This is a genomic window from Corynebacterium simulans, assembly GCF_001586215.1.
GTDB classification, from domain to species: domain Bacteria; phylum Actinomycetota; class Actinomycetes; order Mycobacteriales; family Mycobacteriaceae; genus Corynebacterium; species Corynebacterium simulans.
The window spans coordinates 1,789,688-1,814,656 of record NZ_CP014634.1; the positions used below are offsets into that span (position 1 = coordinate 1,789,688).

Here is a 24,969-nt window from a genome sequence, read left to right on the forward strand (position 1 = left end):
GGACTACAGGGTACCGCCTTTGCGCACGGCATACCTACGGCGATGGTGTTCTAAGAATCCGACTTCACTAAGGAGGGCCAACGCTGTGCTTTCCGACGCCTCCACCTCCACGAATGCATTCTCCGCACCGTGTGCTTTGCCCCAGGCCAAAAGCGCCTCCAGCTGTGAGGCGGTGGCATTGCCAAGCAGTGAGATTCCTAGCCACACGCGCTCGTCGCCGGATTGGCTGAGCGTGGCGTCGAAAAGCTCGGAGTCAAGGTGTGGCTCGGCGCTCACGGTGTCGAGGGAGCGGGTAAGCACGAGGACCTCGGGCTCGAGTTGCCATGCCGCGGGCTCGTTATCGAGTACGCGCAATGCCGCCTTGCCGATGCGCTCCGGGATGGCCAGGCGGGTGGGCAGGTTGTGCTCGGCGTAGAAGGCGTCGATTTCTTCCATGGGCGCGGGCATGAAACCTGCGGAGGGGCCCAGAGGAATGGCGGAATCGGTGCCTGCGCCGAAGCGCATGAGCCATTGGCCATCATTGGTCCAGACTTTCGTCCCGCCGCGCGCTGCCGCGGCGGCCACCTCGACGGCGCGGATATCGGAGTTGCGCACCGTGCGCGGCGAGAGCTTCTTGATGATCTTCAGCTGCTCGGCGGGGATTTCCACCGCCTCCAAGTCGGAAGGGTAGCCACCCACCGCCTGCGGCCGGATGACAAGCGGCGAGGTGCTCAGCACATGGCCTATGACATCGGAGTGGGTGCCGCCGAATTCGCGCCGGGCAACCACGCGGTCGCCGACGCTGACGGCATCAGAACGGAAGATATAGCTCATGTCGATTAAAGGCGATTAGGGGCGATTAGGGGCGCAGCCTATTTACGCGCCGTGGCCGAAGGGATCCTCGTCCTCGCCTGGCATCCATGTCCAGCCGGCCTCGGTCCAACCGTTGCGCTTGATGGTTTTCTTGGCCTGGCGCTTGAAGCGGCCGGTGAGCACGTCGGTGTAGACGTAGCCGTCCAGGTGGCCGGTCTCGTGCTGGAGCATGCGCGCGAAGAATCCATATCCTTCGATGGAAATGTCGTTGCCGTGCTCGTCCTTGCCTGTAACGCGGGCCCAGTCGGCGCGGCCGGTGGGGAAGCCCTCACCGGGCACGGAGAGGCAGCCTTCGTCCTCGGAGCCGTCGTCGGCAGGCATGCCCTCGGGAATCTCGGAGGTCTCCAGCACCGGGTTGATGACGCAGCCCTTGCGCATGCCGCTTTCTCCAGCACCAAGCTGCTTGGCGCTACCGTTTGGGCCGTCGGTGTCAGGGCAGTGGTAGACAAACAGGCGCTTGTTCACTCCTACCTGGTTGGCGGCAAGGCCGACGCCATGGGCGACGTCCATGGTCTCGTACATGTCGGCGATGAGCTGCTGCAGCTCCGGGGAGTCAATGGGCTCAGTGACCGGCTCGGTGGGATTGTGCAGAACCGGGTCGCCGTGGATAACGATGGGGCGAATAGTCATGCCCTACAGTTTAGGCATGCAATCCTTGTCAGACCTAGACGCGGCCATTTTGGAGTTCGAATCGCATGCCCCGCGTGGTATCGGGCCTAAGGAAGAGGCCATTCGCGCGGAGCTGGATATCTCGCCGGTGCGTTATCACCAGCGCTTGAACGTGCTTCTCGACGCCCCCGCTGCCGCCGAGGCCTATCCGGTGCTGGTTGCGCGCTTGCGGCGCGTGCGGGACGGCCGTCAGGAGGTGCGGCGCGCCGCGCGGGAGGATGCACCAGATTTCCCTAATTAGAGACTAGGGTTGCTGCTGTGACTAATGTGAATTCAGATAAAGCAGCAGAATCCACCTCCACGCCGAGCAAACAGGCGGGTGCGCACCGCAGCTCGTCTAGCGGCCTGCCGCTGCGCGGCTTCGCAATGGTGCTCATTGCCGTTGCTGTCATGCTCGGCATGTGGGGCCTTTACACGCTGACCTCCAAAGACTCCACCGATACTGCCCAGACCGGCAGCACCGGCGTCGCCACGCTGCCGGCTCCCGCCGAGGGCGAGCCCGGCGCACAGGGCGGCCCATCTGCGCAGCCGGGTGCTGCCGGCAGTGCCGCGCGGGGCACGCAGGATGCCAAGGCTGGCCAAGACGCAGCCGGACAGCCTGCCAAGGAAGGCCAGGATGCAGCCGGCCGTGAAGCAGCCAACAAGGACGGTGCCGCTGCCGGCGCTGCAGGTGCAGAAAGCGCTGCGGGTGCCGAGCGCGCCGCCAAGGACATCCCGGTCAACGTCTTTAATAACTCCGGCCGCGCGAACTTCGCTGCAGAGCAGGCAGATAAGCTGAAGGACGAGGGTTTCAAGATCGGCGAGGTAGGCAATCTGGCCGGTGACATCCTCACCGTTCCGCAGACCACCGTCTACTTCCCAGCAGGCGATAAGGACGCAGAGCGCCTCGCACGCGAGACCGCAGCGCAGCTCTACGGCGCGCAATCTATCCCGGAGGGCGCCATCGCCGAGTACCCGGCAGAGCTCAAGGCTGAATTCACCAAGGGCAACGCAGTCGTTGCAGTTCTGGCCATCCCGCAGGCCTAAAAGATTCATAAGATAGATGCACGGTGGAATAAAAGACAAATTCCACCGTGCATTTAATGTATAAGAAAATGCTCTAGCTGGGCCTTGCTGCGGATAGACTCACAAGGGTGAACATTTCGGAAGAATCCTTCACCCGTTCGGCTGGGCCCACCTTGGGCGTTGAATGGGAAGTAGCCCTCGTCGATCCGCTCTCTTGGGATCTGGTCCCACGCGGCGCCGAGCTGATTGACCGCGTGCAGGCGGCCACGCCCGAAGTCCAGCTGGAGAAGGAATTCCTCCAAAACACCGTGGAACTGGTCACCGGAATTTGTCACACGGTGCCGGAAGCAATCACGGATTTGTCGCACAAGCTAGAGCATGTGCGTGCCGCCGCCCAGGAAATGGGCGTGGCCCTGTGGGCCTCCGGCGGACACCCTTTCACGGACTACCGCGAGAACCCTGTCTCGGATAAGGCAAGCTACTCCGAGATCATCAACCGCACCCAGTATTGGGGCAAGCAGATGCTGCTGTGGGGAACCCACGTGCACGTGGGTATCCGCCACGAAGACCGCGTGTGGCCCATCATCAATGCGCTGATGACCAAGTATCCGCACCTGCTTGCAATCTCTGCCTGCTCGCCAGGCTGGGAGGGCATGGACACTGGTTATGCTTCCAACCGCACCATGCTCTATCAGCAGCTGCCCACCGCCGGCATGCCTTATCAGTTTGCGGATTGGCGCGAGTGGCAGGACTATATGCGGGATCAAGCCATCTCTGGCGTTATCAACCACACCGGCTCGATGCACTTCGATATTCGCCCGGCGGCAAAGTGGGGCACCATCGAGGTGCGTATCTCGGATGCCTCTTCTAATCTCCGCGAGCTTTCGGCCATCGTCGCGCTCACGCATTGCTTGGTGGTCCACTATGACCGCATGCTTGATACAGATCAGGAGCTGCCCACGCTGCAGCCGTGGCACGTGGCTGAGAATAAGTGGCGCGCCGCCCGCTATGGCATGGACGCCTTGGTGATTACCTCTCGCGCCACGGATGAGCGCTGGGTCAAAGACGAGTTGGTTGACTTGGTCGAGGAGCTAACGCCTCTGGCCCGCGAGCTGGGCTGCGAGGCCGAGCTGCAGCTCATCCACGAAATCATCGAGCGCGGGGCCGGCTATGAACGCCAGCGCCGCCTCTACGAGGAGACCGGCAGCTGGCAGAAGGTCGTGGAGGCCACGAGTAAGGAGATGGATAGCCTCCGTCCGCTCTAGGCCCCTTAAGGCTCGGCCTACTTGCGCACTACCGGAATGCGCACGTCGGTGGGGTAGTCCGCCACTTTACTATGGCGTGCGGCATGCTTGCCGGATGGCTTGCCGTGCGGGAAGCACCCCCAAATGCCATAAACCGCGATGTAGAGGAAGCAGGCAAAAGGCCACAGCAACCATGCCCACGGATGCAAGTTCTCCATGGCCTCTAGGCCATGGGAGGACATCAAGCGCCACACCGGTGGGGAGACGAAGGGCAGCTCCACGAGCAGCAACGCCACGAAGGATGCCAGGCCCGCCAGCTGCGCGCCCCAGAAGGAGGGCAGACGCTTGCCGACGGCCTCATTGACCGCGAGCATCACCCATACGCCGAGCGGTACTACCCAGACGAAGTGGTGGTACCAGGAAAAAGGCGAGACCAAGCAGGTGGCCAAGCCCGCCAGCGCCAGCGCGGCGGAGGAATTCTTATTGATCCACGCGGTGCGCAGCGCCAGCATGGTCACCATCACCACGATGACCACAGCCAGGACCCACAGTGCGGTGTTCTCTTCGCCGTTGAGACGCGCGATGATAGAGCGCAATGACTTCGCACCGGGGTGGTCCAGGTTGCCCACGCGATCAGAATTGAACATCTTATCCGTCCAGAAATCCCGGGCATCGGGGATCGTCTGCACGCCCACGTAGACGGTAAAGAAGAAGGTAAACACGCAAGCGAAGGCGGACCACCAGCGCTTCTGGAATAACAAAACCAGGCCCATGAAAGCAGGCGTTAGCTTCATGCCGGCGGCAAGGCCGATGCCGATGCCAGGCAGGCGCAACTTACGCGGCAGCAGGTCGAGGGAGACCAGGAACATCAAAAGGATGTTGATCTGGCCATAGAAGAAGGTGCCGTTTACCGGATCAGTAGCCAAGCTGCTGATGAGCAGCGCGAGGCCTACGAACCAAGAGGCTGGGCCCATCTTGTAGCCACGCTCGCGGATGACCAGCATGATAACGGCGAAAAGAGCGATGCCCGTGATCCACTGCCAGGTCACCATCAGGCCATGGTCGGAAAAACCAGCCATCCACTCGAAGAACCAGCCTGCGAACGGCGGGTAGGTGAAAGGAAAGTTGTGGATATACGGGGCGTCGTAAAGATCGCCGCCCGCCTTCACGTCGGCGCCGGCGAGCTGGTAGATCTTCAGATCGAAGGGAATCCTGCCAAAGAAGGCGCGCCCGCGCTCATCCGAGACGTTGAAGCGGTAAATCACGAAGGCGGCGAAGGCCGTCAGGGCAGTAGCCAACGTGGGCAAGCCGTAGAGCTTTTTCACCTGCTGTTCCCTTCAAAGGTTATTTCTTACGCAAAGAACGGGTTGCTGGTTTGTCGTTTCGGGACATCAGTTCCGGCGACCCGTAGAGACCCTCGCGGCGAGCGATACGAGAAGTGCGCTGCGCCGTAACGGGACTCGTAATCATGGCAAACAGTACCAGCAACAACAGGATTCCCAGATCACCACGCTCTGCTGGGCCGAAGGAATCTGCGCCGGTGACGCGGAAGAATGCGCCCAGGATGCTCAAAATGAGACCGGTCGTCTGCGGCTTAGAAACGGCATGCACGCGCGACATGGTGTCAGGAAAGCGCGCGACGCCGATCGCGGCAGCCAGCACCAAAAGCGCACCGGCGAGGATCAAGATGATCGAGATGATGTCGGCGAAAAGGTGGTAACTCACTTGGCATCCCTCTTTCGGAATCTGGTGACAGACACGGTGGAGATAAATCCTAAAAGGGCCACGACCAGCATCGCGGAGACCACCGAGGTGTTCAGAGTCCAACAAATGTAGGTGGCCATCGCGCATTGAAACATGGCTACGAGCCCGTCCATGCCCACCAGGCGGTCCAGCGAATTGGGGCCAGTGATAATCCGCCAGGTGGTAATCAGGAAGGCCACGACCAAGATGCCGGCGGCCACGCCCAGAAGAATGTCATAAAGCTGGGGATCCATTAGGGGTGGCTCCTTTCAAAAATCTCAATCATGCTTGCTTCGAGCCCCGCGACGTTCGCGATTTCGCGCTCTATAGCGGCTTCCGACGCCGCGTCCAGGATGTGGATGGTCAGCATGCGGTTGGCGATGTCGATATCGGTCACCGTGCCGCCTGGCTGCAGGTTGTACAGGCAAACCGCCAGTGACAAGACGAACTCGCTGTCTAGGCGCATCGGCAGCTCGAGGATGGCCGTCTTCGGCGGGTCCTGCGGGCGCACCGCCAGCCAGGCCACCTTGAACGAGGCGTGGAATAGGTCGATGGTCCAGCCCACCATGAATAAGGCGAGCTTGCCCCAGGAGACCTTCAGCTCGGCAATCGGCATGGCCGGCAGTGGCAGCGCAAGCACCACGAACAGGCCCACCAATAGTCCGCCAACTAGGTTGGCTACGGTGACCGCACCCATGAGTAGGCACCACATGGCGGTGATCCACGCGATAAACCAGGGGCGGAAGCGGTGGCGGAGTCCAGCAAATTTCATTACTTCGCCTCGCTTTCGGTGGGTTGTGACTTGGGCTGCGCCTTAGGCGCCGTCTCTACTGCCGGAGCTGGGTCCTTGATGGGCGCCCGGCGGACTTCAAAAGAATCCTGCTCGTTGGTGTAGCGATCCTTCTGGTCCTTGTGCCGGGTGGGGTTATCTGCGTTATCGCCCAGGACCGCGTAGCGGTAGATGGAATCATCCTGTGCAGACTCGGCGGCGCGGCTGGTCACGCCGGAGATCGGGCCAGCCAGGAAGGTGATGGACACCGAGGCCAGCACCAGCAGGCAGGTGGAAGCCAGCATGCCAAAGGGCACGCGGCCGACGTCTTGGCGCTCGTCGAATTCGACGACATCCGTGACGTCGGAAAGCGGCGATGGACGCGCCATCACGATGTTGCCTTCCGGGGCGTCGGCGCGGTCCCGTAGGAAGCCCTTGGACCAGACCAAAACCATGACGTAGAGGGTAAGCAGGGAGGTCACTACGGCACCGCCGATGACCACCCAGGCCTGCCAGGAACCCTCGTTGGCGCCGGCCTGCAGGAGGATGACCTTGCCCAGGAATCCGGAAAATGGCGGGATGCCACCCAGGTTCATCGCCGGAATGAAATACAAAATGGCGATGAGCGGCGCGGTATAAATCAGCGAGCCCAGGCGCCGCAGGGAAGAGGTGCCCGCCTGGCGCTCGATGAGGCCGACTACCAGGAACAGTGCGGTCTGGACCAGAATGTGGTGCACCGCGTAGAAGATGGCACCGGACAGGCCCTCGGCAGTGCCCAGCGAGACGCCGAAAATCATGTAGCCAATGTGGCTGACCAAGGTAAAAGACAAAAGTCGCTTGATATCGGACTGTGCGATGGCGCCCAAGATACCCACCAGCATCGTGGCGAGAGCAACCCACATGAGCAGCTGGTCCAGCCCGCCAGCGGTGAAGATGGAGGTGCGGGCGCGGATAATTGCGTAGACGCCGACCTTGGTGAGCAAGCCCGCGAAGACTGCCGTCACCAGCGAAGGCGCGGTGGGGTAGGAGTCCGGCAGCCACGCCTCGAGCGGGAAGACGGCGGCCTTGATACCGAAGGCGATGAGCAGGACCGAGAAAATCGCGGTGCGGGTACCGGCCGGGATTTCCTCCATGCGCATCCCGATCTGCGCCATGTTCATGGTGCCGACCGCGGCGTAGATATAGCCCAGCGCCAGCACGAATATCAGCGAGGAAGCCATCGAGACCATCACATAGCCCACGCCCGCGCGCACGCGCGCCGGGGAAGCGCCCAGCGTCAGCAGCACGTAGGAAGCCACGAGGAAGATCTCAAAGCCGACGTAGAGGTTGAAGAGATCGCCTGCCAAGAAGGACACGTTCACGCCCATGGTCAGCAGCATGTACGTGGGCAGGAAGACCGCCACCGGCTCGTCCTTGGAACCGTCGCGAATACCCTGCGAGATGGCGTACCACATCACCGAAAACAGCACTACGGACGAGGTAAATAGCATCACGGCGGAAAGGCGGTCAGCCACCAGCGTGATGCCCACCGGCGCGTCCCAGCCGCCCACCTGGAGCGTTTGAATGCCGGCCGTATCGGCGATGAAGATCAGCAGTGCGTTCGCGGCGGCGAGCAACAGCAGCGAGAAGAATGCGATCTGGCGCTGCACGCCGGTAAAGCGCGCGCACAGCATGGTCAGGGCCGCAGCCAGTGCCGGGATTATAACCGGCATGGGGATGAGGAAGCCGGTATAGGGCAGCAGGAAGTTAACCAGCGGAAGCAGCGTCTCAGTCATCGTTTGCCTCCTTTACTGGCTCTTCGAAAAAGTCGGGGCCAAAGGCGTCGCCCTGCTTGGTGGCGCGGCCGGTGGTTGGGTCATTGGAAGCATCGTGGTCCGGTGCCGCCGCGGCGTTGCCAGGGCGGGTGGCCATCGCTGCAATCGCGGTATCTTCCGCGTCATCCTCAATGACGTCGGCGGTGCGGTAGCGGTACTGGCGGTAGGCCAGGGTCAGGATGAAGCCGGTCAGTGCCATGGAAATGACGATGGCCGTCAGAATCATGCCTTGGGCCAAGGGATCGGCGATTTGATCGCCATACTGGGCGGTCTCGCGGCCGTCGATAGGCGGCGAACCCGCCTTGCCGCCGGCCTGCAGCATGAGCAGGTTAGCGCCGTTACCGAGCAGCAAAATGCCCAGCAGCATCTTGGTCATCGCGCGGTCCAGCATGAGGTAGACGCCGGTACCGCACAGCACGCCCGCGGCGAGGAGAAGGAACAGGTTTGCTTCCATGTTTATTTCTCCTTTCCGGAGGTCATTGTTCGGCTTGCGGATTGCGCCGTGGCGCGGTTGCGCTGGCGGCGCGCGAGGGAGCGGGCGCGGTCGCGGGCGCGCTGCTTACGCATGTCCTCTTCCTCGTCGAGCTTGGCGCCCAGCGAGTTCAGGATGTAGAGCGTGAGCCCCACGACGATGAGGTAGACCCCGGCGTCGAAGACCAAGGCCGAAGGTAGTGAGACATCGCCCACCAGCGGCACCGGCAGCTTGGTGTAGCCGGTGGTCAGCGGCGGATGGCCGAAGGCAAAGGGGACTACCACCGAGGCGATCGAAATCAGCAGGCCGGTGCCCATGGTGCGCCCGCCGTCGATTGGCAGTGCCTCATCGAGCTCCGTGCGGCCGCCGGCGAGGTAGCGCAGGATGAGCGCGAGCGCGGCCACCAGGCCACCGGCGAAACCGCCGCCCGGCGCGTTGTGGCCAGAGAAGTAGAAGTAGAGCGAAAGTGCAATCATTGAGGGGAAGAGCAAGCGCGTGGTGACGTCCACCATGAGCGAACGGTTCAGCGCCTGCTCGGATTCCGCACCGGCTGCCAGCCAGCGACGCCCGGTCACGCGCAGCGTAGGACGCCGCGAGGAGCGGGTAAAGGACTGGGTGCGGTAGATCAGCGAGGCGATGCCGGTGGCCGCGATGACCAGGACGGTGATCTCGCCGAAGGTATCCCACGCACGCAGGTCCACCAGCAGCACGTTGACGGTGTTTGCGCCGTGGCCGATTTCCTTGGCCAGCTCCGGCATGAAGGTGGAGATGGACTCGCTGCGACGGGCATTGATGGAGAACATGCCCACCAAGGTCACGCTAAGGCCAACGCCAACGGCAAGCCAGGCGCGCAGGCGCGAGACCTTGGGGTCTTGCTTCCAATCGGTGTTTGCCGGCATGCGGCGCAGCACCAGCATGAACAGCACCATGATGATGGTCTCCACGAGCAGCTGGGTTAGCGCCAAATCCGGTGCGCCGTGCAGGGCGAAGATGAAGGACAGACCATAGCCGGTCACGCCGACGATGATGACGCCGGAGAGGCGGTTATCGGTCACCGTGGCCGCAATTGCCGCGACCATGATGATGACGGCGGCGACTATCTGCCATGGGTTTTCCGCGACTTCCATGTGCACGTTGGTCAGATCGCCGCGGATCAGCATGATGACCGGCAGGATCATGAGCGTGCCGAAGATGATGGACATGTTCATCTGCAGCGAACCGCGCTGGGTGGAGGCGGTGGTGCGCAGCGAGAGGGTGCGCAACGCCTGGAGCACGGAATCGTAGGCGGCGTCGGCTGAGCCCAGCGCCGGGTACTGGAACTGCCACTTGGCCACCACATTGCGCTGCCAGTGCACGATGAATCCCACCACCACGATGAGCAGCGACAGGCCCAGCAGGATGGTGATGCCGTGCCACAGCGCTAGGTGGGTGTGCTCGTGGTGGCCGAAGAGATTGTCCAGGTGCTGGTTGATGCCGAGGGAAAGCGGGTTTGGCTGCAGGCCCAAGAAGATGGTCAGCGCGGTCAAGATTGCCGGCGGAATCCACAGCAGCGGGGCGAGCGCATGCATGTTCTCCACGGCTTCGGAGGTGCCCAGACGCTCGCCGTCTTTATCCTTCTTTACGGCGAAGGCGCCCCACAGGAAACGTAGCGCATAAGCCATGGTGAGCATAGAGCCCACCACGACGCCGACGAGCAGCATGTTGCGCGGCATTCCTACGAGGAGGGACTCGTGGAGGATGGCCTCCAGCGTTGCCTCCTTGGCCACGAATCCCAGCAGCGGTGGGATACCAGCCATGGACAGCGCGGGGATGATGGCCAGCAGATACAGTCCCGGTTTAGCGCGGCCAAGGCCGGAAAGCTTGGCGATGTCGCGCGTGCCCGAAGCATGGTCGATGGCGCCGACAATCATGAACAAAGCAGCCTTGAACAGCGAGTGCGCGAAGGTCAGTGCCAGGCCTGCTTGTAGCGCCTCCCGGGAGCCGATGGACACGATGGAGGTGATAAAACCGAGCTGGGAGACGGTGCCATAGGCCAGAATCAGCTTGAGATCGCGCTGCTTTAGGGCCATCCAGCCGCCCAGCAGCATGGTGAAAAGGCCCAAAGGAATGATCACCAGGTGCCAGGTGGCTACCTCGTGCAGCTCAGGGGCGAGGCGGGTGACCAGGTAGATGCCTGCCTTAACCATTGCGGCGGAGTGCAGGTAGGCCGAAACCGGTGTTGGCGCTGCCATGGCGCCGGGCAGCCAGAAATGGGCGGGGGCGATGGCGGACTTACTGATCGCACCGGCCAGGATAAGGACGATAGCGATCGTGATATAAGGCGTCTGTGTGATCTGCTCGAAATCTGTGAGTGCACTAAAGGTCCACTGGCCGGTCTGGCGGCCCAGCAAAATGATGCCCATGAGCATGGCCAAGCCGCCCAGGGTGGTGATCATCAGCGCCTGCTGGGCCGCACGCCTTGAGGAAGCTCGTTCTCCGTAGTAGCTGACGAGGAGGAAGGAAAGCAGGGAAGTGATTTCCCAGAAGACGTACATCATCAAGATGTTGTCTGAAACCACCAAGCCAAACATGGCGGTGGCAAAGGCCGTCATCTGCGCGCCAAACATGGCCAAGCGGCGACGGTTGTGGTCGAAGTAGCTCCAGCAGTACAAAAGCACGAGCGCGCCTATACCTAAGATGATGAGGCTAAACAGTGCCGATAGCCCATCCATCCGCAGGGTGATGTTGAGGTTGGCGTCCGGCATCCATTCCAGGTTGTACTGCAGCGAGTTGCCGTCATTGAACGTGGAGTTTGTCAGCTGGCTGAGTACCCAGAAAAAACCCGCGCCTGGGGCGATGGCAAGAATGCCGAAGGCAGGCCTGCCCAAGTAATAGATCAAAAATGGCGCGAGGACTGTGGCCAGAATTAGAGCACTCAGCACTGCTATCACAGTTAGGCCGGATCTCCTTTGCAAGATGGAGACGCGCGAGCATTTTTAGGCGCACGTGCGACGTTGTGTGTACACGAAATCGAGCATGCGCCGATGAAGACATCTAGGCCACCGAAAAGACCTGGTTGATGAACCACTGTGAAAAGGAAACCCCACTAGAGGGGTGCCGCTGGCAGCGTCAACGCCCTGCCTCAAAAGAAAGTAGGGGGCGTGTCACATTTGGCGCAGCCAATACGGCCACTATACCGGCATAACCGGCAAAAGTCACAGGTTTTTAATTAGACAGTATTATATGGGGCTATTTTGGCTGAATACAGCCTCAATAGCCCCATGAGCTCAAGGCAGTCACAGCGCCTGCTGTGCGGTCTGCCGCGCGATTAGGCGAAGCGCTGGAGGAAATAAGCCTCGGCGGTGGCGATCTTTTCGATCTCGTTTGGATCGACGGACTCGTTTGCCGAGTGGATGGTGGCCTGCGGATCCTCCACTCCGAAAAGTGCGATCTCCGCGTTCGGGTGCTTTTCCTGCAGCTCTACGGTCAGCGGGATGGAACCACCCATGCCCTGGGAGATGGTCGCAGTGCCGTATGCCTCAGCTAGGCACTCGCCGAGCAGCGCTGCGGCTGGCTTTGTAGGATCGGTCTCGAAACCGCGGTTGGCCTCCAGAATGTCGACCTTGATGTGAGCGCCCCACGGAACGTGGTTCTTCAGGTGCTCGGCAATGGCCTCGGCAGTGGCGCGCGGATCCATGGTGGCCGGGGTGCGTAGGTTCAGGTTTGCAGCGGCGGTAGCCGGAACGGCATTGACGGCCTCGGCAACCGGGGTAGAGGTAAAGCCGGTGACTGTCACTGCCGGGCGGGCCCAGATCATGTCGCCGATTTCGGTGGCGCCGGCTGGATCTTGTGAGCCCATGATTTGGGTGCCCTCAAGCATCTGCGCGTCGGTGCGGAAATCTTCCGGCTTATAAGCGGTGGTCTGGCCCTCAGCCAGCGGCCAGGTGCCGGCGCAATCGACGCCGTCGATAGTCGTGCGGCCGTGCTCGTCGCTCAGGGAATCGAGTGCGCGCATCAGCGCCTTAACGGCATCTGGAGCGGCGCCGCCAAACTGGCCGGAGTGTACGCCGGCTTCGAGGGTGTCTACCTGGACATAGATCTGCGCGCCGCCGCGCAGGGAGGTGGTCAGCGTGGGCTGGCCAGCTTTGGCGTTGCCGGCATCGGCGATGAGGATGGCGTCGGCAGTGAAAAGCTCTGGGCGCTCCTCGATGAGTGCGGACAGGCCTTCGCCGCCGCGTTCCTCAGAACCCTCGATGAGGAAGGTCAGGTTGAGGTCGGTGCCACCGTTTGCGTCGATAGCGCGCAGGGCGGCCAGGTGCATGGCGATGTTGCCCTTGCAGTCTGCCGCGCCGCGGCCATACCAGCGGGTATCGCCGGAAGGTGCAGTGCGCTCGGTCAGGGTCAGCGGGTCAGATTCCCATGGCTCGCGTGGGCCGACCGGGACTACGTCGTAATGGGAGTAAAGCAGGACGGTCTTGGCACCCTCTTTGCCGGCGCGCTTGCCGACGAGTGCGGTAGAACCGTCCGCAGTCTTCACCGCCTCGACCTTGACGCCGGCGTCAGTAAGGGTCTTTTCAACCCACTGCGCTGCCTTCTGGGCATCTTCCTCGAGGCCCGGCTCGTTGTGTACGGAGTTGAAAGAAACGAGTTCTTTGAGCTGCGCGAAGATATTCGCGCGATCATTTGCGATGTAGTCAGAAATAGCAGTCATGTTGTCCAACATACTCGCAGGTTTGGACACGCACGCCAGGTGCCGTTCGGGAAACCTGTCCGAAAATTAGTATTGACTGATCGTTTGAGATCGTGCCCGGGTGAACTAGAGTTCTAAGAATATTTAATTCCCATAATTAGATACTCATACCTTCACATCGGTTTCTCGTTAGAAAGGTCTCGGCATGGCACATGACGCCGTCCAGGCTTCCCCCGCATCTTCGTCCCACTTACCAGGGGCAACCGGCAATGATGCAAGTTCTTTGCACGAGCTGACGCTGCGCGGCATCCTAATCGGTGGACTCATCACGTTGGTCTTTACCGCAGCCAACGTCTATCTCGGCCTCAAGGTCGGCCTGACCTTCGCCACCTCGATTCCGGCAGCCGTTATTTCTATGGCTGTGCTGCGTCGCTTTGCCGGGCACAATGTCAAAGAAAACAACATTGTGCAGACCATCGCTTCTGCGGCCGGCACTCTTTCTGCCATCATCTTCGTCCTGCCGGGCCTGGTCATGGTGGGCTACTGGAAGGGATTTAGCTTCTGGGAGACCGCAGCTGTCTGCGCCATCGGTGGCGTGCTCGGCGTGATGTACTCGATCCCGCTGCGCCGCGCGCTGATTACCGGCTCTGACCTGCCCTACCCGGAGGGCGTTGCCGCCGCTGAGGTTCTCAAGGTAGGCGATAGTAACGGTGCGTCGGAAGCCGCTGCGGAAGAAAACGCCCAGGGCTTGCGCGTCATCTTGGTTGGCGGCGTTATCTCCGCGGTGATGGCGCTGTTGGCTGCGATGAAGGCAGCAGCCTCCTCAGTCTCGACCTACTTCAGGCTGGGTTCTGGTGCCACCACCTTGGGTACCTCGCTGTCGCTGGCACTCATCGGTGTGGGCCACCTCGTTGGCCCGGCCGTCGGCTTTGCCATGCTCATCGGCGTCACCATTTCCTACTTCTTCCTGCTGCCGATGCACACTGCGGGCGATGCCTCTGGCCTGGACGCCACTGCGCTGGCTGATACCGTCGATTCCGTTTTCTCCGGCGAGATCCGCTTCATCGGTGTCGGTGCCATGGCCATCGCCGCGATCTGGACGCTGATCAAGATCACCGGCCCGATCATCAAGGGCATTTCTGAGTCTCTGGCTTCCTCCCGCGAGCGCAGGGAAGGTCACACCGTCGATGTCTCCGAGCGCGACATCCCGTTCCCGTACGTGCTTGGCACCATCGTCATCTTGATGGTTCCGATTGCGCTACTACTGTGGGACTTCGTACGCGGCACGGATATCCACGAGCACATGGTCGTGCTGATTACAGTCTCGGTGCTGTTTACCTTGCTGGTTGGCCTCATCGTCGCTTCCGTGTGCGGCTACATGGCCGGCCTGATTGGTGCGTCTAACTCGCCGATTTCTTCCGTTGGCATCATCGCCGTGCTGGCTACCTCACTGCTGATTGCCGCGGTAACTCGCGGCAGCAGCGCGGACCCGCTTTCGCTGGTGGCTTATACTCTCTTCACCGCGGCCATCGTCTTCGGCATCGCCACGATTTCGAATGACAACCTGCAGGACCTGAAGACCGGTCAGCTCGTTGGCGCGACGCCGTGGAAGCAGCAGGTTGCGCTGATTATTGGCGTCCTCTTCGGCTCCGTTGTCATTCCACCGATTCTGCAGATCATGCTCAACGGCTTCGGCTTCCAAGGCATGGAAGGCGCGGGCGAGGACGCTCTCGCTGCTCCGCAAGCTGCGCTGATGTCTTCGGTGGCATCGGGCATCTTCGATAACTCCCTAGACTGGAACCTCATCTTCACCGGTGCCGTCATCGGCGCGGTTCTCATTGTTATTGATGAAGTTCTGCGTAAGACCACCAAGAAGTTCTCCCTTTCCCCACTGGCCGTGGGTATGGGCATGTATCTTCCGGCCGCGCTGACCATCATCATCCCGATTGGCGCAATCCTGGGATACTTCTACGACAAGTGGGCGGCAAGGCAGGCTAATCCGGACTTCTCCAAGCGTATGGGTACCTTGCTGGCAACCGGCCTCATCGTTGGTGAGTCGCTGTTCGGCGTGGTCAATGCCGCCATCATCGCGGCAGCCGGCGGCGAGTCCCCGCTGGAGATCTTCGAAGGTGGCACCTCCGCCAACGTCTTCGGCCTCATCCTGTTCATCACAGTACTGGGCTTTATGTACCGTTGGACCGCCAAGAAGGTGAAGAAGGCCGAGTAGAACCGCGAAAATGCGAAGAACCCAGTAGGCTCCGCAAACTCCGCAACTTAATTTCTGACACGAACACCCTCCGGAACGCTCACAGCGAACGTACTGGAGGGTGTTCGTGTCTTTCCTTGCACTCGTAGTAGTCGAGTGCCAGAATGGTCGCTAGCACTCCCACCGGGTAAGTGCCAGAAAATCTCATCTATGTGGTTGAGGCTGGTTAACACTCACCAGCCGTGCCGTCGCGGGCGTCCGTATAGATACAGACGTGAGTGTCGTCCTAAACAAATCAAGGAGCACAAACACAATGGCAAAGCTTATTGCTTTCGATGAAGAGGCACGTCGCGGCCTTGAGCGTGGTCTGAACACGCTGGCCGACGCAGTAAAGGTCACCCTCGGCCCGAAGGGCCGTAACGTCGTCCTGGAGAAGTCCTGGGGCGCTCCGACCATCACCAACGATGGCGTCTCCATCGCTCGCGAGATCGAGCTGGAAGATCCTTATGAGAAGATCGGCGCTGAGCTGGTTAAGGAAGTAGCAAAGAAGACTGACGATGTTGCCGGTGACGGCACCACCACCGCTACTGTTCTGGCACAGGCGCTCGTACGCGAGGGTCTGCGCAACGTTGCAGCAGGCTCCAACCCGATGGGCATCAAGCGCGGCATCGAGACCGCTACCAAGGCAGTCGTTGACTCCCTGCTTTCTTCCGCTAAGGAGATTGAGACCCAGGAAGAGATCGCTACCACCGCTGGTATCTCCGCCGCTGACCCGGCAATCGGCGCCAAGATCGCTGAGGCTATGTACACCGTGGGTAACGGCTCCGTGAACAAGGACTCCGTTATCACCGTTGAAGAGTCCAACACCTTCGGCGTGGACCTCGAGGTAACCGAGGGCATGCGCTTCGACAAGGGCTACATCTCCGGCTACTTTGCAACCGACATGGAGCGTCAGGAGGCAGTCCTCGAGGATCCGTACATCCTGCTGGTTTCTTCCAAGATCTCTAACATCAAGGACCTCGTTCCGCTGCTGGAGAAGGTCATGCAGACCGGCAAGCCGCTGCTGATCATCGCCGAGGACGTTGAGGGTGAAGCACTGTCCACCCTCGTCGTGAACAAGATCCGTGGCACCTTCAAGTCCGTTGCTGTTAAGGCTCCGGGCTTCGGAGATCGCCGCAAGGCTACCCTGCAGGATATGGCCATCCTGACCGGCGGCCAGGTCATCTCCGAAGAGGTTGGCCTTTCCCTCGAGACCGCGGAGATTGAGTACCTCGGCCAGGCACGCAAGGTTGTTGTCACCAAGGATGACACCACCATCGTCCAGGGTGCTGGCAACCAGGAGCAGATCGACGGCCGCATCAAGCAGATCCGCGCTGAGATTGAGAACTCCGATTCTGATTACGACCGTGAGAAGCTGCAGGAGCGTCTGGCCAAGCTGGCTGGTGGCGTTGCTGTCCTGAAGGTCGGCGCTGCAACTGAGGTGGAGCTCAAGGAGCGCAAGCACCGCATTGAGGACGCAGTCCGTAACGCAAAGGCTGCCGTTGAAGAGGGCATCGTTGCCGGCGGTGGCGTCGCCCTCCTGCAGGCTGCTTCCGCTCTGGATGCGCTGAATGACCTGACCGGTGATGAAGCAACCGGCGTCAAGATCGTTCGTGAGGCACTGTCTGCGCCGTTGAAGCAGATTGCTCACAACGCTGGCCTGGAGCCGGGCGTTGTTGCTGACAAGGTTGCATCCCTGCCAGCAGGCGAGGGCCTGAATGCAGCTACCGGCGAGTACGTTGACCTGATGTCCGCTGGCATCAATGACCCGGTCAAGGTCACCCGCTCCGCACTGCAGAACGCTGCCTCCATCGCAGCGCTCTTCCTGACCACTGAGGCTGTCGTTGCTGACAAGCCGCAGCCTGCTGGTGCAGGCGCTGGCATGCCTGACGCTGACGCTATGGGCGGCATGGGCTTCTAATAGCGCCAAACCTCGAAAGGCGTCCATGTAGCTCCGTGCGAGCTAGATGTTGTCGATTTAAGGCGCCCTACGTGAGATAAAGAACGTCTCTCGTAGGGCGCTTTCGCGTGTCGCTACACGGAAAGATGAAAAGTGTGATTCCAAACCTCAACTTTCACACTAGACAACAATTTTCACAGCTAGCGGCCCATTTTTGAGGCTGAATGGCGGTTGATTGGTTGCGCCTTCGCCTCTATTTGACTGCCTGGAACTCCGGGCGAAAGCGAAAACGGCCAATCTGGGGTCTTTGGTGCACCCCCGCATTGGGGCAATTTTGGAACCGATTTTCCGCTGAATTTCTGAATTTTGGACCGTGTTCATCGGAGCGTTCCTGATGTTTGTTACGCACGTTTGCCAAAGAATTTGATCAATTCTGTCCAGCGTCAGAAAACCCGCTGGTAATAGGCATATCGATTAACTTTTGGGCAAGAAATGACTTAGAGTATGCTGTGTGTAAAGTGACGGTTGGGAACTGTGGGGAGCTTTCCCGAGATTTAAAAACTCGAGAGTTTCGGATTGATCTTTGAGCGCTGTGTGACAAAATAGTTACTTGTGACGCCCACAGAGGGTGTCTGCAAATCCGCAATACCCTCGGGTGTAAATACCCGAAACCTATCCAAGGAGTTCATTATGGACCTCTCCATGATTCAGACCCACCTCGACAACTTCGTTGACACCTGGGAAGGCTGGGGCAAGATCCTGGGCAACGTTGGTTCCTTCTTCCAGAACACCATCAAAGTCTTCGACTTCCTGTCCTCCGAGCCTGAGGCATCTGACTTCTTCCCAGGCACCTCTTCCCTGATTGCTGAGAACAAGTAATTCATTTACTTCTCATCGGGGCCTTTTAGGTTCTGATCTTCAATCTTCAAATACTAGTCCTAAGGAGATAAAATGGACGGCTTCATTAACTTCGCAATCGGTTCTTCCGAGTTCGCAAACGACCTGAACATCTACGCAACCCTGATCGATCCGCTCGTTCAGATTGCTAAGGGCGCTTCCCAGCTGATCGGCATGTTCGTCTAAGAACATCCATCGCGTAAGCGATTCTAAGAGCCTCACCTTTTGGTGGGGCTCTTTTGCTATGTCTGGGTGGGGGAGGGCTTAGGGGTAAATCGGTGGAGTTGCGGTGTAATTTAACGCGCCGAATAGTTGGGTGACCGGTAAACTTTTAAGTATGGCTGATATTAAAGACGACGAACTTCCCGAGATCGACCTTGCTAAGACCGACGGCTACGTCGTCGATGATTCTGATGAGGATGACCCAGCGCTGATCATGCCGGATGGTTCCCCCATCGATACCTGGCGAGAGAACTACCCTTATGAAGAGCGCATGTCGCGCGATGAGTATGAGGCCACCAAGCGCGCGCTGCAGATTGAGCTTCTGAAGTGGCAGAACTGGACCAAGGAAACCGGCCAGCGCCACATCATCTTGTTTGAGGGCCGTGACGCAGCAGGCAAGGGTGGCACAATCAAGCGCTTCAACGAGCATCTGAACCCGCGTGGTGCGCGCACCGTCGCACTGGAAAAGCCTTCCCCGCGTGAGTCCACCTCGTGGTACTTCCAGCGCTACATTCAGCACTTCCCAGCTGGCGGCGAGATCGTCTTCTTCGACCGTTCCTGGTACAACCGCTCCGGCGTCGAGCGCGTCATGGGCTTTTGCACCGAGTCCCAGCACGCAGAGTTCCTGCGCGAAGTGCCGATGCTCGAAAACATGATTCTTGGTTCCGGTATCTCCCTGACCAAGCTGTGGTTCTCCGTTACTCGTAAGGAGCAGCGCACCCGCTTCGCTATTCGTCAAATTGACCCAGTGCGTCAGTGGAAGCTTTCCCCGATGGATCTGGCTTCCCTCGACAAGTGGGACGACTACACCAGCGCGAAAGAGGAGCAGTTCCGCTACACGGATACTGAAGAATCGCCGTGGATCACCATCAAGTCCAACGACAAGAAGCGCGCCCGCATTAACGCTATGCGCTACGTGCTCTCCAAGTTCGAATACACCAACAAGGACCATGAACTGGTCGGCGAGCCTGACCCGCTCATCGTTATGCGCGGCCGTGACCAAATTGGTGACTAACGTTAGTTTCGCCGTGAGGCCCTAGGTTGGCTCTAAAGCCGAAGGCTGGACGCACGATGCATCCAGCCTTTTGCTTTGCGCCCCATCGCCCTAAGTGCCAAATCATGGGCCTACGATGGCTAAATCTTCCCACGATTTGGCATCTAGGCAGGCAAGCCGGCGAAAAATGCCGCTGCAGCCAATTCCGCAGAGGATAATCGGCGGCAGGCCGGGCCTAGTCCCACGGCTCAATTGGATTGCCCTGCCATACGGAGTTGGCGGGCACGCGGTCGCCGCGCATGACGAGCGAGCCGGGGCCGACGGTGCCGGCGTCGCCAAGCAGCGATGCTGGCAGTGCGACCGAGTGGGCAGCAAGGGTCGCGCCGTCTTCGATGGTGACGGTATCCAAGCTCATAACGCGGTCCTGGAAGAGGTGGGTCTGCACCACGGTGCCGGGGCCCACGGAAGCGCCCTTGCCCACGTAACAGAGATCCGTCTCCGGGAACCAGTAGGAATCGATCCAGGCGCCCGCGCCGATCTTTACGCCCAGCGCGCGCAGGCCGAGATTGATCTCCCCAGTGCCCAGCGTGTGCTGGAAGAACCACGGCGCCGCGACGGCCTCAACGAAGGTGTCCTGCAGCTCGTTGAGCCACACGAACGCGGACCACAGTGGGTGGTCGGCCGCGCGGTGCTTGCCCACGCAGATCCACTTCACGGCCACGGTGATAGCCATGCTGACCGCGCCAATTGCCATAAGCAGCAGTCCAGAGACAGCCCAGGCAAGGCCCACACCGTAGTTATCCACGAGCACGTACATGGTGGCTAACGTTGCTGCCAGCAGCATCGCCGAGGTCATCGGCGCAAGCAGGCGCATGGTCTCAACGAGACCGCGGGCCGCCTTCACTCCGAAGCCAGGGTTATAGGTCAGGGACTCGCCCTGCACGCCCTCAACGCTGGCCTCCACGCGGCGCATGCGCTCCGGCGGCGAACCCCACCAGTTCGAGCCCGACTTGGACTTCTTCGGCGTCGAGGAGAGCACCGCAACCAGCGAGTTCTTACCCAGCTTGCGGCCCGGGCCCGTGATGCCGGAGTTGCCCACGAAGGAGCGCTTGCCCACCTTGGTCTCGCCCGTGAGCATCCAGCCGCCGCCCAGCTCGTAGCCGCCGATCATCGTGTCGTCGGCCAGGAAGGCGCCGTCCTTGATGTCCGTCAGCTTCGGAATCATCACTGCTGTGGAAATCTCCACGTCTTTGCCGATCTTCGCGCCCAGCGAGCGCAGCCACGTCGGGGTTAGCTGCGAGGCGTAGAGCGGGAAGAGCGTCGTGCGGGCTTCGTCCATGAGACGCTCAACGGACCACAGGCGCCAGCCGGCAGCAGACCGTACCGGAGCCACGCCAGGCTTGAGGCCGATGGACAGAATCCGCACGCCCAGCCAGGTCTGCGCCATGAAGCAGGCGAATGCCGCCAGTGCGCCTAGCGGCGCGAAGAAGATCGAGCCGATGAAGTCGTTGCCCGCGGTCATGCTAAGGCCTGCGACAACGACGGCCGCGCCCACAGCGAGAGCTACCACCGGCTGGATGGCCAGCAGGATCGACGTTGCGCCGTAGAACGCAACCCACCACGGGCGGCGCTTCGGCGGCTCGGCGGGGAAGCGGTGCTTGGAGCGGCCTACCTTCTTGGCAGGCGAACCGGACCAGCGCTGACCGTCCTTGATCTTCTTTCGAGCCGTGACCGTGGAGCCGGCCTCCACGTGGGCGTACTTGCCCACATTGGTGCCCGGCAGCAGGGTAGATCGCGCACCAACGCGCGCGCCTTCGCCAACGTTGATGGCGCCAACGTGCAGTACGTCGCCGTCGAGCCAGTAGCCAGAAAGATCCACTTCCGGCTCGATAGCCGCGTGGTCACCCAACTTGAGCAGGCCCGTCACCGGGGGAAGAGAGTGCAGGTCAACGCCGCGGCCAATCTTCACGCCGAGTAGGCGCGCGTAGTTGTTCACCCACGTCGCGCCCGCAATCGAGCGCGAGCCCGAGGCATCAGCCCAGCGCTCCGCGGCCCAAATGCGCAGGTGCGCCGAGCCTCCGCGCGGGTAGTCGCCCGGCTTGATTCCCGCAGTGATAAGGCGCGCGCCGATGCCGCCTATCGGGATGCGGCCAATCGGAGTCGCAAAGAGCACCACCATGACGGCAACCAGCCACCACGGGGTAGTCAGCGCCCAATCCGCACCGAGCGCGTTCGCCACATTCGAGCCAAGCAGCAGCCAGGTCAGCCACGAAGTCGCAGCCAAGGTCATCACCGGAATCTGGATGAGCGTCTGCACCACGCGCGTGCCCATGCCCACCTTGCGCACCGTGCGTTTGGGCGCAGCCGAAGGCCGCTCCTCGACGCCGCCGATGTGCTCGGCCAGCGAGCCTAGGCGCGGGTGGTCGTAGAGGTCACGCACCGCCACGGTGGGGTAGCGCTCACGGATGCGGCCTACCAACGTCGCCGCGGCCAGCGAGGTGCCGCCCAGCGAGAAGAAGTCCGCGTTCTCATCCGAGACGGAAACGCCCAGCGTTTCCACCCACAGCTGCGCCAGCCACTGCTCGGTCTGGGTAAGGCCCGCGGCCTCCACACCCACGCCTGGAAGTGGCCACGGCAGGGCCTTCTTATCCACCTTGCCCGAGGTGCGAACCGGCAGCTCTTCCATCACGCAGATGCGAGGGACGAGTGCAGCCGGCATGGTCTCGGCCAGACGCTCGTGCGCGGCTTTTTCGTCAAAGCCCTTCGCCTCATCCTCCAAGGAAACGTAGCCCACCAGCACGGACTCGCCGCCCGGCGTCTTCTGCACTGCCACCGCGGAGTTATAGACGTTCGGCAGGGCCGCCACGTTGGCTTCGACCTCGCCGAGCTCGATGCGCCGGCCGCCAATCTTGACCTGGTCATCGATACGACCCACGAAGTACAGGCCGTCTTCCTCCAGACGGACGTGGTCGCCCGTGCGGTACGCGCGCTCCCACGCCATAGAGTCCAGCGGCGCGTACTTTTCCGCATCCTTTGCCGGATCCAAGTAGCGAGCCAAGCCGACGCCGCCGATAACCAGCTCGCCGACTTCGCCCACGCTCACCGGGAAGCCTTGCTTATCCACGACCACCAAGTCCCAGCCGTTCAAAGGCAAGCCGATGGAAACCGGCTGGCCCGGCACCATGCGCTGGGCACAAGCGACGACCGTCGCCTCCGTCGGGCCGTATGTATTCCACATCTCACGCTCGTCTGTTGCCAGGCGGTCTACCAGCTCCTGGGAACAGGCCTCGCCGCCGACGATGAGCAGGCGGATATTGTCCAGCGCCTCCGCCGGCCACAGGCCCGCCAAGGTCGGCACCGTGGAAACAACCGTGATGTCGCGGCGGATGAGCCACGGGCCTAAGTCCATGCCGGAGCGCACCAAAGAGCGTGGCGCCGGCACCAGGCAGGCACCGTGGCCCCAGGCCAGCCACATCTCCTCACAAGAAGCGTCGAATGCCACCGACAGGCCGGCTAGCACACGGTCGTCGGGGCCAAGCGGGCCTTGTGGGTGATCGACCAAAAACAGCGCCGCCTCGGCATCCACGAAAGCGGCCGCGGAGCGGTGGGTGACGGCCACGCCCTTCGGCTTGCCCGTGGAACCGGAGGTAAAGATGATCCACGCGGTGTCATCCGGCGTCGGTGCACCCTGGTGGGCGTCCTTTCCTACGCGCTCAGCTGAACGCAGCGAGCGGAAGCCCTCATCCGTAAACAGGCCATCGATGTCGGCCTCGCCAAAGACCATCTCGGCGCGCTCGTCGGGATCGTCCGCGTCGACCGGCACATAGGCCGCGCCCGCAGCCAAGGTAGCCAGAATCGCGAGATAGAGCTCTCGCTTGCCGGAGGTCATGCGGATGCCGATGCGGTCGCCGCGGCAGACGCCGTTGGCCTGCAGCTCGGCGGCCCATGCCTGGACGTCGGTGATGAGCTCTGAGTAGGTGAGCACCTCGCCGTCGTCAAGCGCGGCGGCGTCCGGGTTTAGCTCTGCAGTGGTTTGCACGATGTCCCACAGTGTGCGCTCGCGCGGCGCGCGATCCCGCAACAGGTATTGCTCCGGAATATGCACGATGCCCGCGCCGGGCTGCCGGGAATCTAAAAGGTCTTCGGGCAGCGCGTGGCGCCCGGTACTAGCGTCCTCTTCCGCCATTTAAGCATCACCCTCGCTTGAAGACATGATGGCGCGGGCCAGCTTGCGCAGGTGCTTGAGCTGCTTGGAGGTGGACTCGTCGAGGGCTTCGTCCTCGGCTGCGGCGACGAGCTCCGCGAGCTCCTTGTGGGCCTTCACGCCTTTCTTGGTGGAAGCCACGATCTGACGGCGGCGATCCTTCGGGTCGCGCTCGCGCTTGGCCCAGTTGCGCTCCTCCAGGGAATCGATGAGGCGCACCATGTCGGAGGCGTCGATCGCGAGGGTCTCGGAGAGCGCGGACTGGGAAGCAACGTCACCATCGACGAGGCAGGTAAGTACCCAGTACTCGCGGATGGTGGTCTGCCGGGTGCTGAGCGCTTGCTCGACGCCGTCGCGGGTGCGGCGGCGGAGGCGCTCCAGCTGGAAGGAAGGAGACTCTAGGAGCGCGGTAGGGATGGAAATAGAATTCAATGAAGGCATGCCGATGATTCTAACGCGCCTACGGCGGAACACCTAAATTATGGGTTATGGCCCATTAGTTTTACGCCGAGGCTAGCTTCTGAACAATGAGGGTGTTAAGGGATACGCCCTCTCGCTCCGCTTCAATGGTGAGGCTCCGGTGGAGCGATTGAGGGATGCGAAGGTTGAACTTTCCGGAAAAGCTGCGTTGGCCAAAAGGTTCTGGGGCTTGCTCATTGTTGCGTTGCATATCTTCTAGAGTTTCTTCGACGATGCTGCGCAGCTCGGACTCAGCGGTAGCTGCAGTGGAGTCGAGCCATGACAAGGAGGGGAACTCTAGGACTGTGGCAACGAATTCTCCATCCTCTTCGGACCACGCGGTTTGGTAGGTGTATTTGTCTGCGAGGTTCATGGTCTGCTCCTAGAAATAGAAGTCGCACTCAAGTTGCAGCTCAGAGAAGCGAACATTATTCCGAGAAGTCCGCATCTTGATGAGGATCTTTTCTATCTTTGAAACCACACTTTAGTGGTACCGTAAATGGTACCACTACTGTGTGGGGTAAACCATGGGACAACCTTGGGCCTTCCAACCATCCGTTCCGCCCTCGACGTTGATGACGTCCCAGCCCTTGGTGTGCTCCAGGTACTGGCACACCTGCATGCTGCGTCCGCCTAGGTGGCAGATGACGTAGATGTCTCGGTCCGGGTCAATCTCGTCGAGGCGCTCGACGAGGTCTCCCATCGGGATGTGCGTGGCGCCCTGGGCGTGCTCGGTGTTCCACTCGTGGTCCTCGCGGACGTCGATAAGCTGGGCGTTCTCTGGTACTTCCTGGGGCGTTACGTTTCTCAT

At 61.0% G+C, this 24,969-nt stretch carries 22 protein-coding genes; 8 read left to right on the forward strand and 14 right to left on the reverse strand.

Features of this window, described 5'->3' with window-relative positions; genetic code table 11:
- Nucleotides 1-3: 3 nt before the first annotated feature.
- On the reverse strand, nucleotides 4-813 hold the full coding sequence (locus WM42_RS08325; RefSeq protein ID WP_062037052.1) for a GNAT family N-acetyltransferase, cg3035/Rv0428c family: 810 nt from the start codon (nucleotides 811-813) through the stop codon (nucleotides 4-6).
- A gap of 42 nt (nucleotides 814-855) precedes the next feature.
- Nucleotides 856-1,482, reverse strand: a complete 627-nt coding sequence (locus WM42_RS08330) for a peptide deformylase (RefSeq protein ID WP_061924803.1) — start codon at nucleotides 1,480-1,482, stop codon at nucleotides 856-858.
- Between the two features lie 16 nt (nucleotides 1,483-1,498).
- On the opposite strand from WM42_RS08330, the gene WM42_RS08335 reads away from it, so the two are divergent.
- From WM42_RS08335 to WM42_RS08345, 3 genes are all read left to right on the forward strand, one after another.
- A complete protein-coding gene (locus WM42_RS08335) occupies nucleotides 1,499-1,762 on the forward strand; it encodes a DUF3263 domain-containing protein (RefSeq protein ID WP_062039327.1) in 264 nt (87 codons plus the stop codon).
- A gap of 17 nt (nucleotides 1,763-1,779) precedes the next feature.
- Nucleotides 1,780-2,547: a LytR C-terminal domain-containing protein gene (locus tag WM42_RS08340; protein WP_062037055.1), complete on the forward strand. Its 768-nt coding sequence runs from the start codon at nucleotides 1,780-1,782 to the stop codon at nucleotides 2,545-2,547.
- A 107-nt stretch (nucleotides 2,548-2,654) separates the two neighbouring features.
- Entirely contained in the window at nucleotides 2,655-3,791 is a 1,137-nt protein-coding gene (locus WM42_RS08345; protein ID WP_062037058.1) for a glutamate--cysteine ligase, read from the forward strand.
- Between the two features lie 17 nt (nucleotides 3,792-3,808).
- On the opposite strand, the gene WM42_RS08350 is transcribed toward WM42_RS08345, so the two are convergent.
- The 8 genes from WM42_RS08350 to WM42_RS08385 form a co-directional block, all read right to left on the reverse strand.
- Nucleotides 3,809-5,095 carry a glycosyltransferase 87 family protein gene (locus WM42_RS08350; RefSeq protein WP_082787659.1) on the reverse strand — a complete coding sequence of 429 codons (1,287 nt, stop codon included), beginning with the start codon at nucleotides 5,093-5,095 and terminating at the stop codon, nucleotides 3,809-3,811.
- A gap of 19 nt (nucleotides 5,096-5,114) precedes the next feature.
- The gene (locus WM42_RS08355) at nucleotides 5,115-5,495 is read right to left on the reverse strand and encodes a monovalent cation/H(+) antiporter subunit G (protein WP_062037062.1); all 381 of its coding nucleotides are present in this window, start codon (nucleotides 5,493-5,495) and stop codon (nucleotides 5,115-5,117) included.
- Nucleotides 5,492-5,767, reverse strand: coding sequence for a monovalent cation/H+ antiporter complex subunit F (locus tag WM42_RS08360; RefSeq protein WP_062037065.1), 276 nt, complete (start codon nucleotides 5,765-5,767; stop codon nucleotides 5,492-5,494). The genes WM42_RS08355 and WM42_RS08360 overlap by 4 nt, the downstream gene beginning before the upstream one ends.
- Nucleotides 5,767-6,285, reverse strand: coding sequence for a Na+/H+ antiporter subunit E (locus WM42_RS08365; RefSeq protein WP_062037069.1), 519 nt, complete (start codon nucleotides 6,283-6,285; stop codon nucleotides 5,767-5,769). Before WM42_RS08365 ends, WM42_RS08360 begins: the two co-directional genes overlap by 1 nt.
- Nucleotides 6,285-8,057 carry a Na+/H+ antiporter subunit D gene (locus WM42_RS08370; protein ID WP_062037072.1) on the reverse strand — a complete coding sequence of 591 codons (1,773 nt, stop codon included), beginning with the start codon at nucleotides 8,055-8,057 and terminating at the stop codon, nucleotides 6,285-6,287. The genes WM42_RS08365 and WM42_RS08370 overlap by 1 nt, the downstream gene beginning before the upstream one ends.
- Entirely contained in the window at nucleotides 8,050-8,550 is a 501-nt protein-coding gene (locus tag WM42_RS08375) for a Na(+)/H(+) antiporter subunit C (RefSeq protein ID WP_062037077.1), read from the reverse strand. Before WM42_RS08375 ends, WM42_RS08370 begins: the two co-directional genes overlap by 8 nt.
- Before the next feature lie 2 nt (nucleotides 8,551-8,552).
- Complete coding sequence (locus tag WM42_RS08380; protein WP_062037080.1) at nucleotides 8,553-11,498, reverse strand: Na+/H+ antiporter subunit A; 2,946 nt, start codon at nucleotides 11,496-11,498, stop codon at nucleotides 8,553-8,555.
- A gap of 377 nt (nucleotides 11,499-11,875) precedes the next feature.
- Nucleotides 11,876-13,258: a dipeptidase gene (locus WM42_RS08385; RefSeq protein ID WP_062039330.1), complete on the reverse strand. Its 1,383-nt coding sequence runs from the start codon at nucleotides 13,256-13,258 to the stop codon at nucleotides 11,876-11,878.
- A 184-nt stretch (nucleotides 13,259-13,442) separates the two neighbouring features.
- Between WM42_RS08385 and WM42_RS08390 the strand changes: the two genes are divergently transcribed.
- From WM42_RS08390 to ppk2, 5 genes are all read left to right on the forward strand, one after another.
- Nucleotides 13,443-15,464 carry an OPT family oligopeptide transporter gene (locus WM42_RS08390; protein WP_082787660.1) on the forward strand — a complete coding sequence of 674 codons (2,022 nt, stop codon included), beginning with the start codon at nucleotides 13,443-13,445 and terminating at the stop codon, nucleotides 15,462-15,464.
- Between the two features lie 292 nt (nucleotides 15,465-15,756).
- Nucleotides 15,757-17,403 carry a chaperonin GroEL gene (gene groL, locus WM42_RS08395; RefSeq protein ID WP_061924773.1) on the forward strand — a complete coding sequence of 549 codons (1,647 nt, stop codon included), beginning with the start codon at nucleotides 15,757-15,759 and terminating at the stop codon, nucleotides 17,401-17,403.
- 669 nt (nucleotides 17,404-18,072) lie between these two features.
- Complete coding sequence (locus WM42_RS08400; RefSeq protein ID WP_061924768.1) at nucleotides 18,073-18,261, forward strand: hypothetical protein; 189 nt, start codon at nucleotides 18,073-18,075, stop codon at nucleotides 18,259-18,261.
- Nucleotides 18,262-18,333: 72 nt separating this feature from the next.
- Nucleotides 18,334-18,465, forward strand: a complete 132-nt coding sequence (locus tag WM42_RS13760; RefSeq protein ID WP_256366445.1) for a hypothetical protein — start codon at nucleotides 18,334-18,336, stop codon at nucleotides 18,463-18,465.
- Nucleotides 18,466-18,616: 151 nt separating this feature from the next.
- A complete protein-coding gene (ppk2, locus tag WM42_RS08405; RefSeq protein ID WP_062037083.1) occupies nucleotides 18,617-19,516 on the forward strand; it encodes a polyphosphate kinase 2 in 900 nt (299 codons plus the stop codon).
- A 214-nt stretch (nucleotides 19,517-19,730) separates the two neighbouring features.
- Here ppk2 and WM42_RS08410 read toward each other — a convergent pair whose 3' ends face one another.
- The 4 genes from WM42_RS08410 to WM42_RS08425 form a co-directional block, all read right to left on the reverse strand.
- Nucleotides 19,731-23,681 (reverse strand): Pls/PosA family non-ribosomal peptide synthetase, encoded by a 3,951-nt coding sequence (locus WM42_RS08410; protein ID WP_062037086.1) that lies wholly within the window; start codon nucleotides 23,679-23,681, stop codon nucleotides 19,731-19,733.
- A complete protein-coding gene (locus WM42_RS08415; RefSeq protein ID WP_062037089.1) occupies nucleotides 23,682-24,140 on the reverse strand; it encodes a MarR family winged helix-turn-helix transcriptional regulator in 459 nt (152 codons plus the stop codon).
- A gap of 61 nt (nucleotides 24,141-24,201) precedes the next feature.
- Nucleotides 24,202-24,531 (reverse strand): type II toxin-antitoxin system HicB family antitoxin, encoded by a 330-nt coding sequence (locus tag WM42_RS08420; RefSeq protein WP_062037092.1) that lies wholly within the window; start codon nucleotides 24,529-24,531, stop codon nucleotides 24,202-24,204.
- 135 nt (nucleotides 24,532-24,666) lie between these two features.
- A complete protein-coding gene (locus WM42_RS08425; RefSeq protein WP_062037095.1) occupies nucleotides 24,667-24,969 on the reverse strand; it encodes a rhodanese-like domain-containing protein in 303 nt (100 codons plus the stop codon).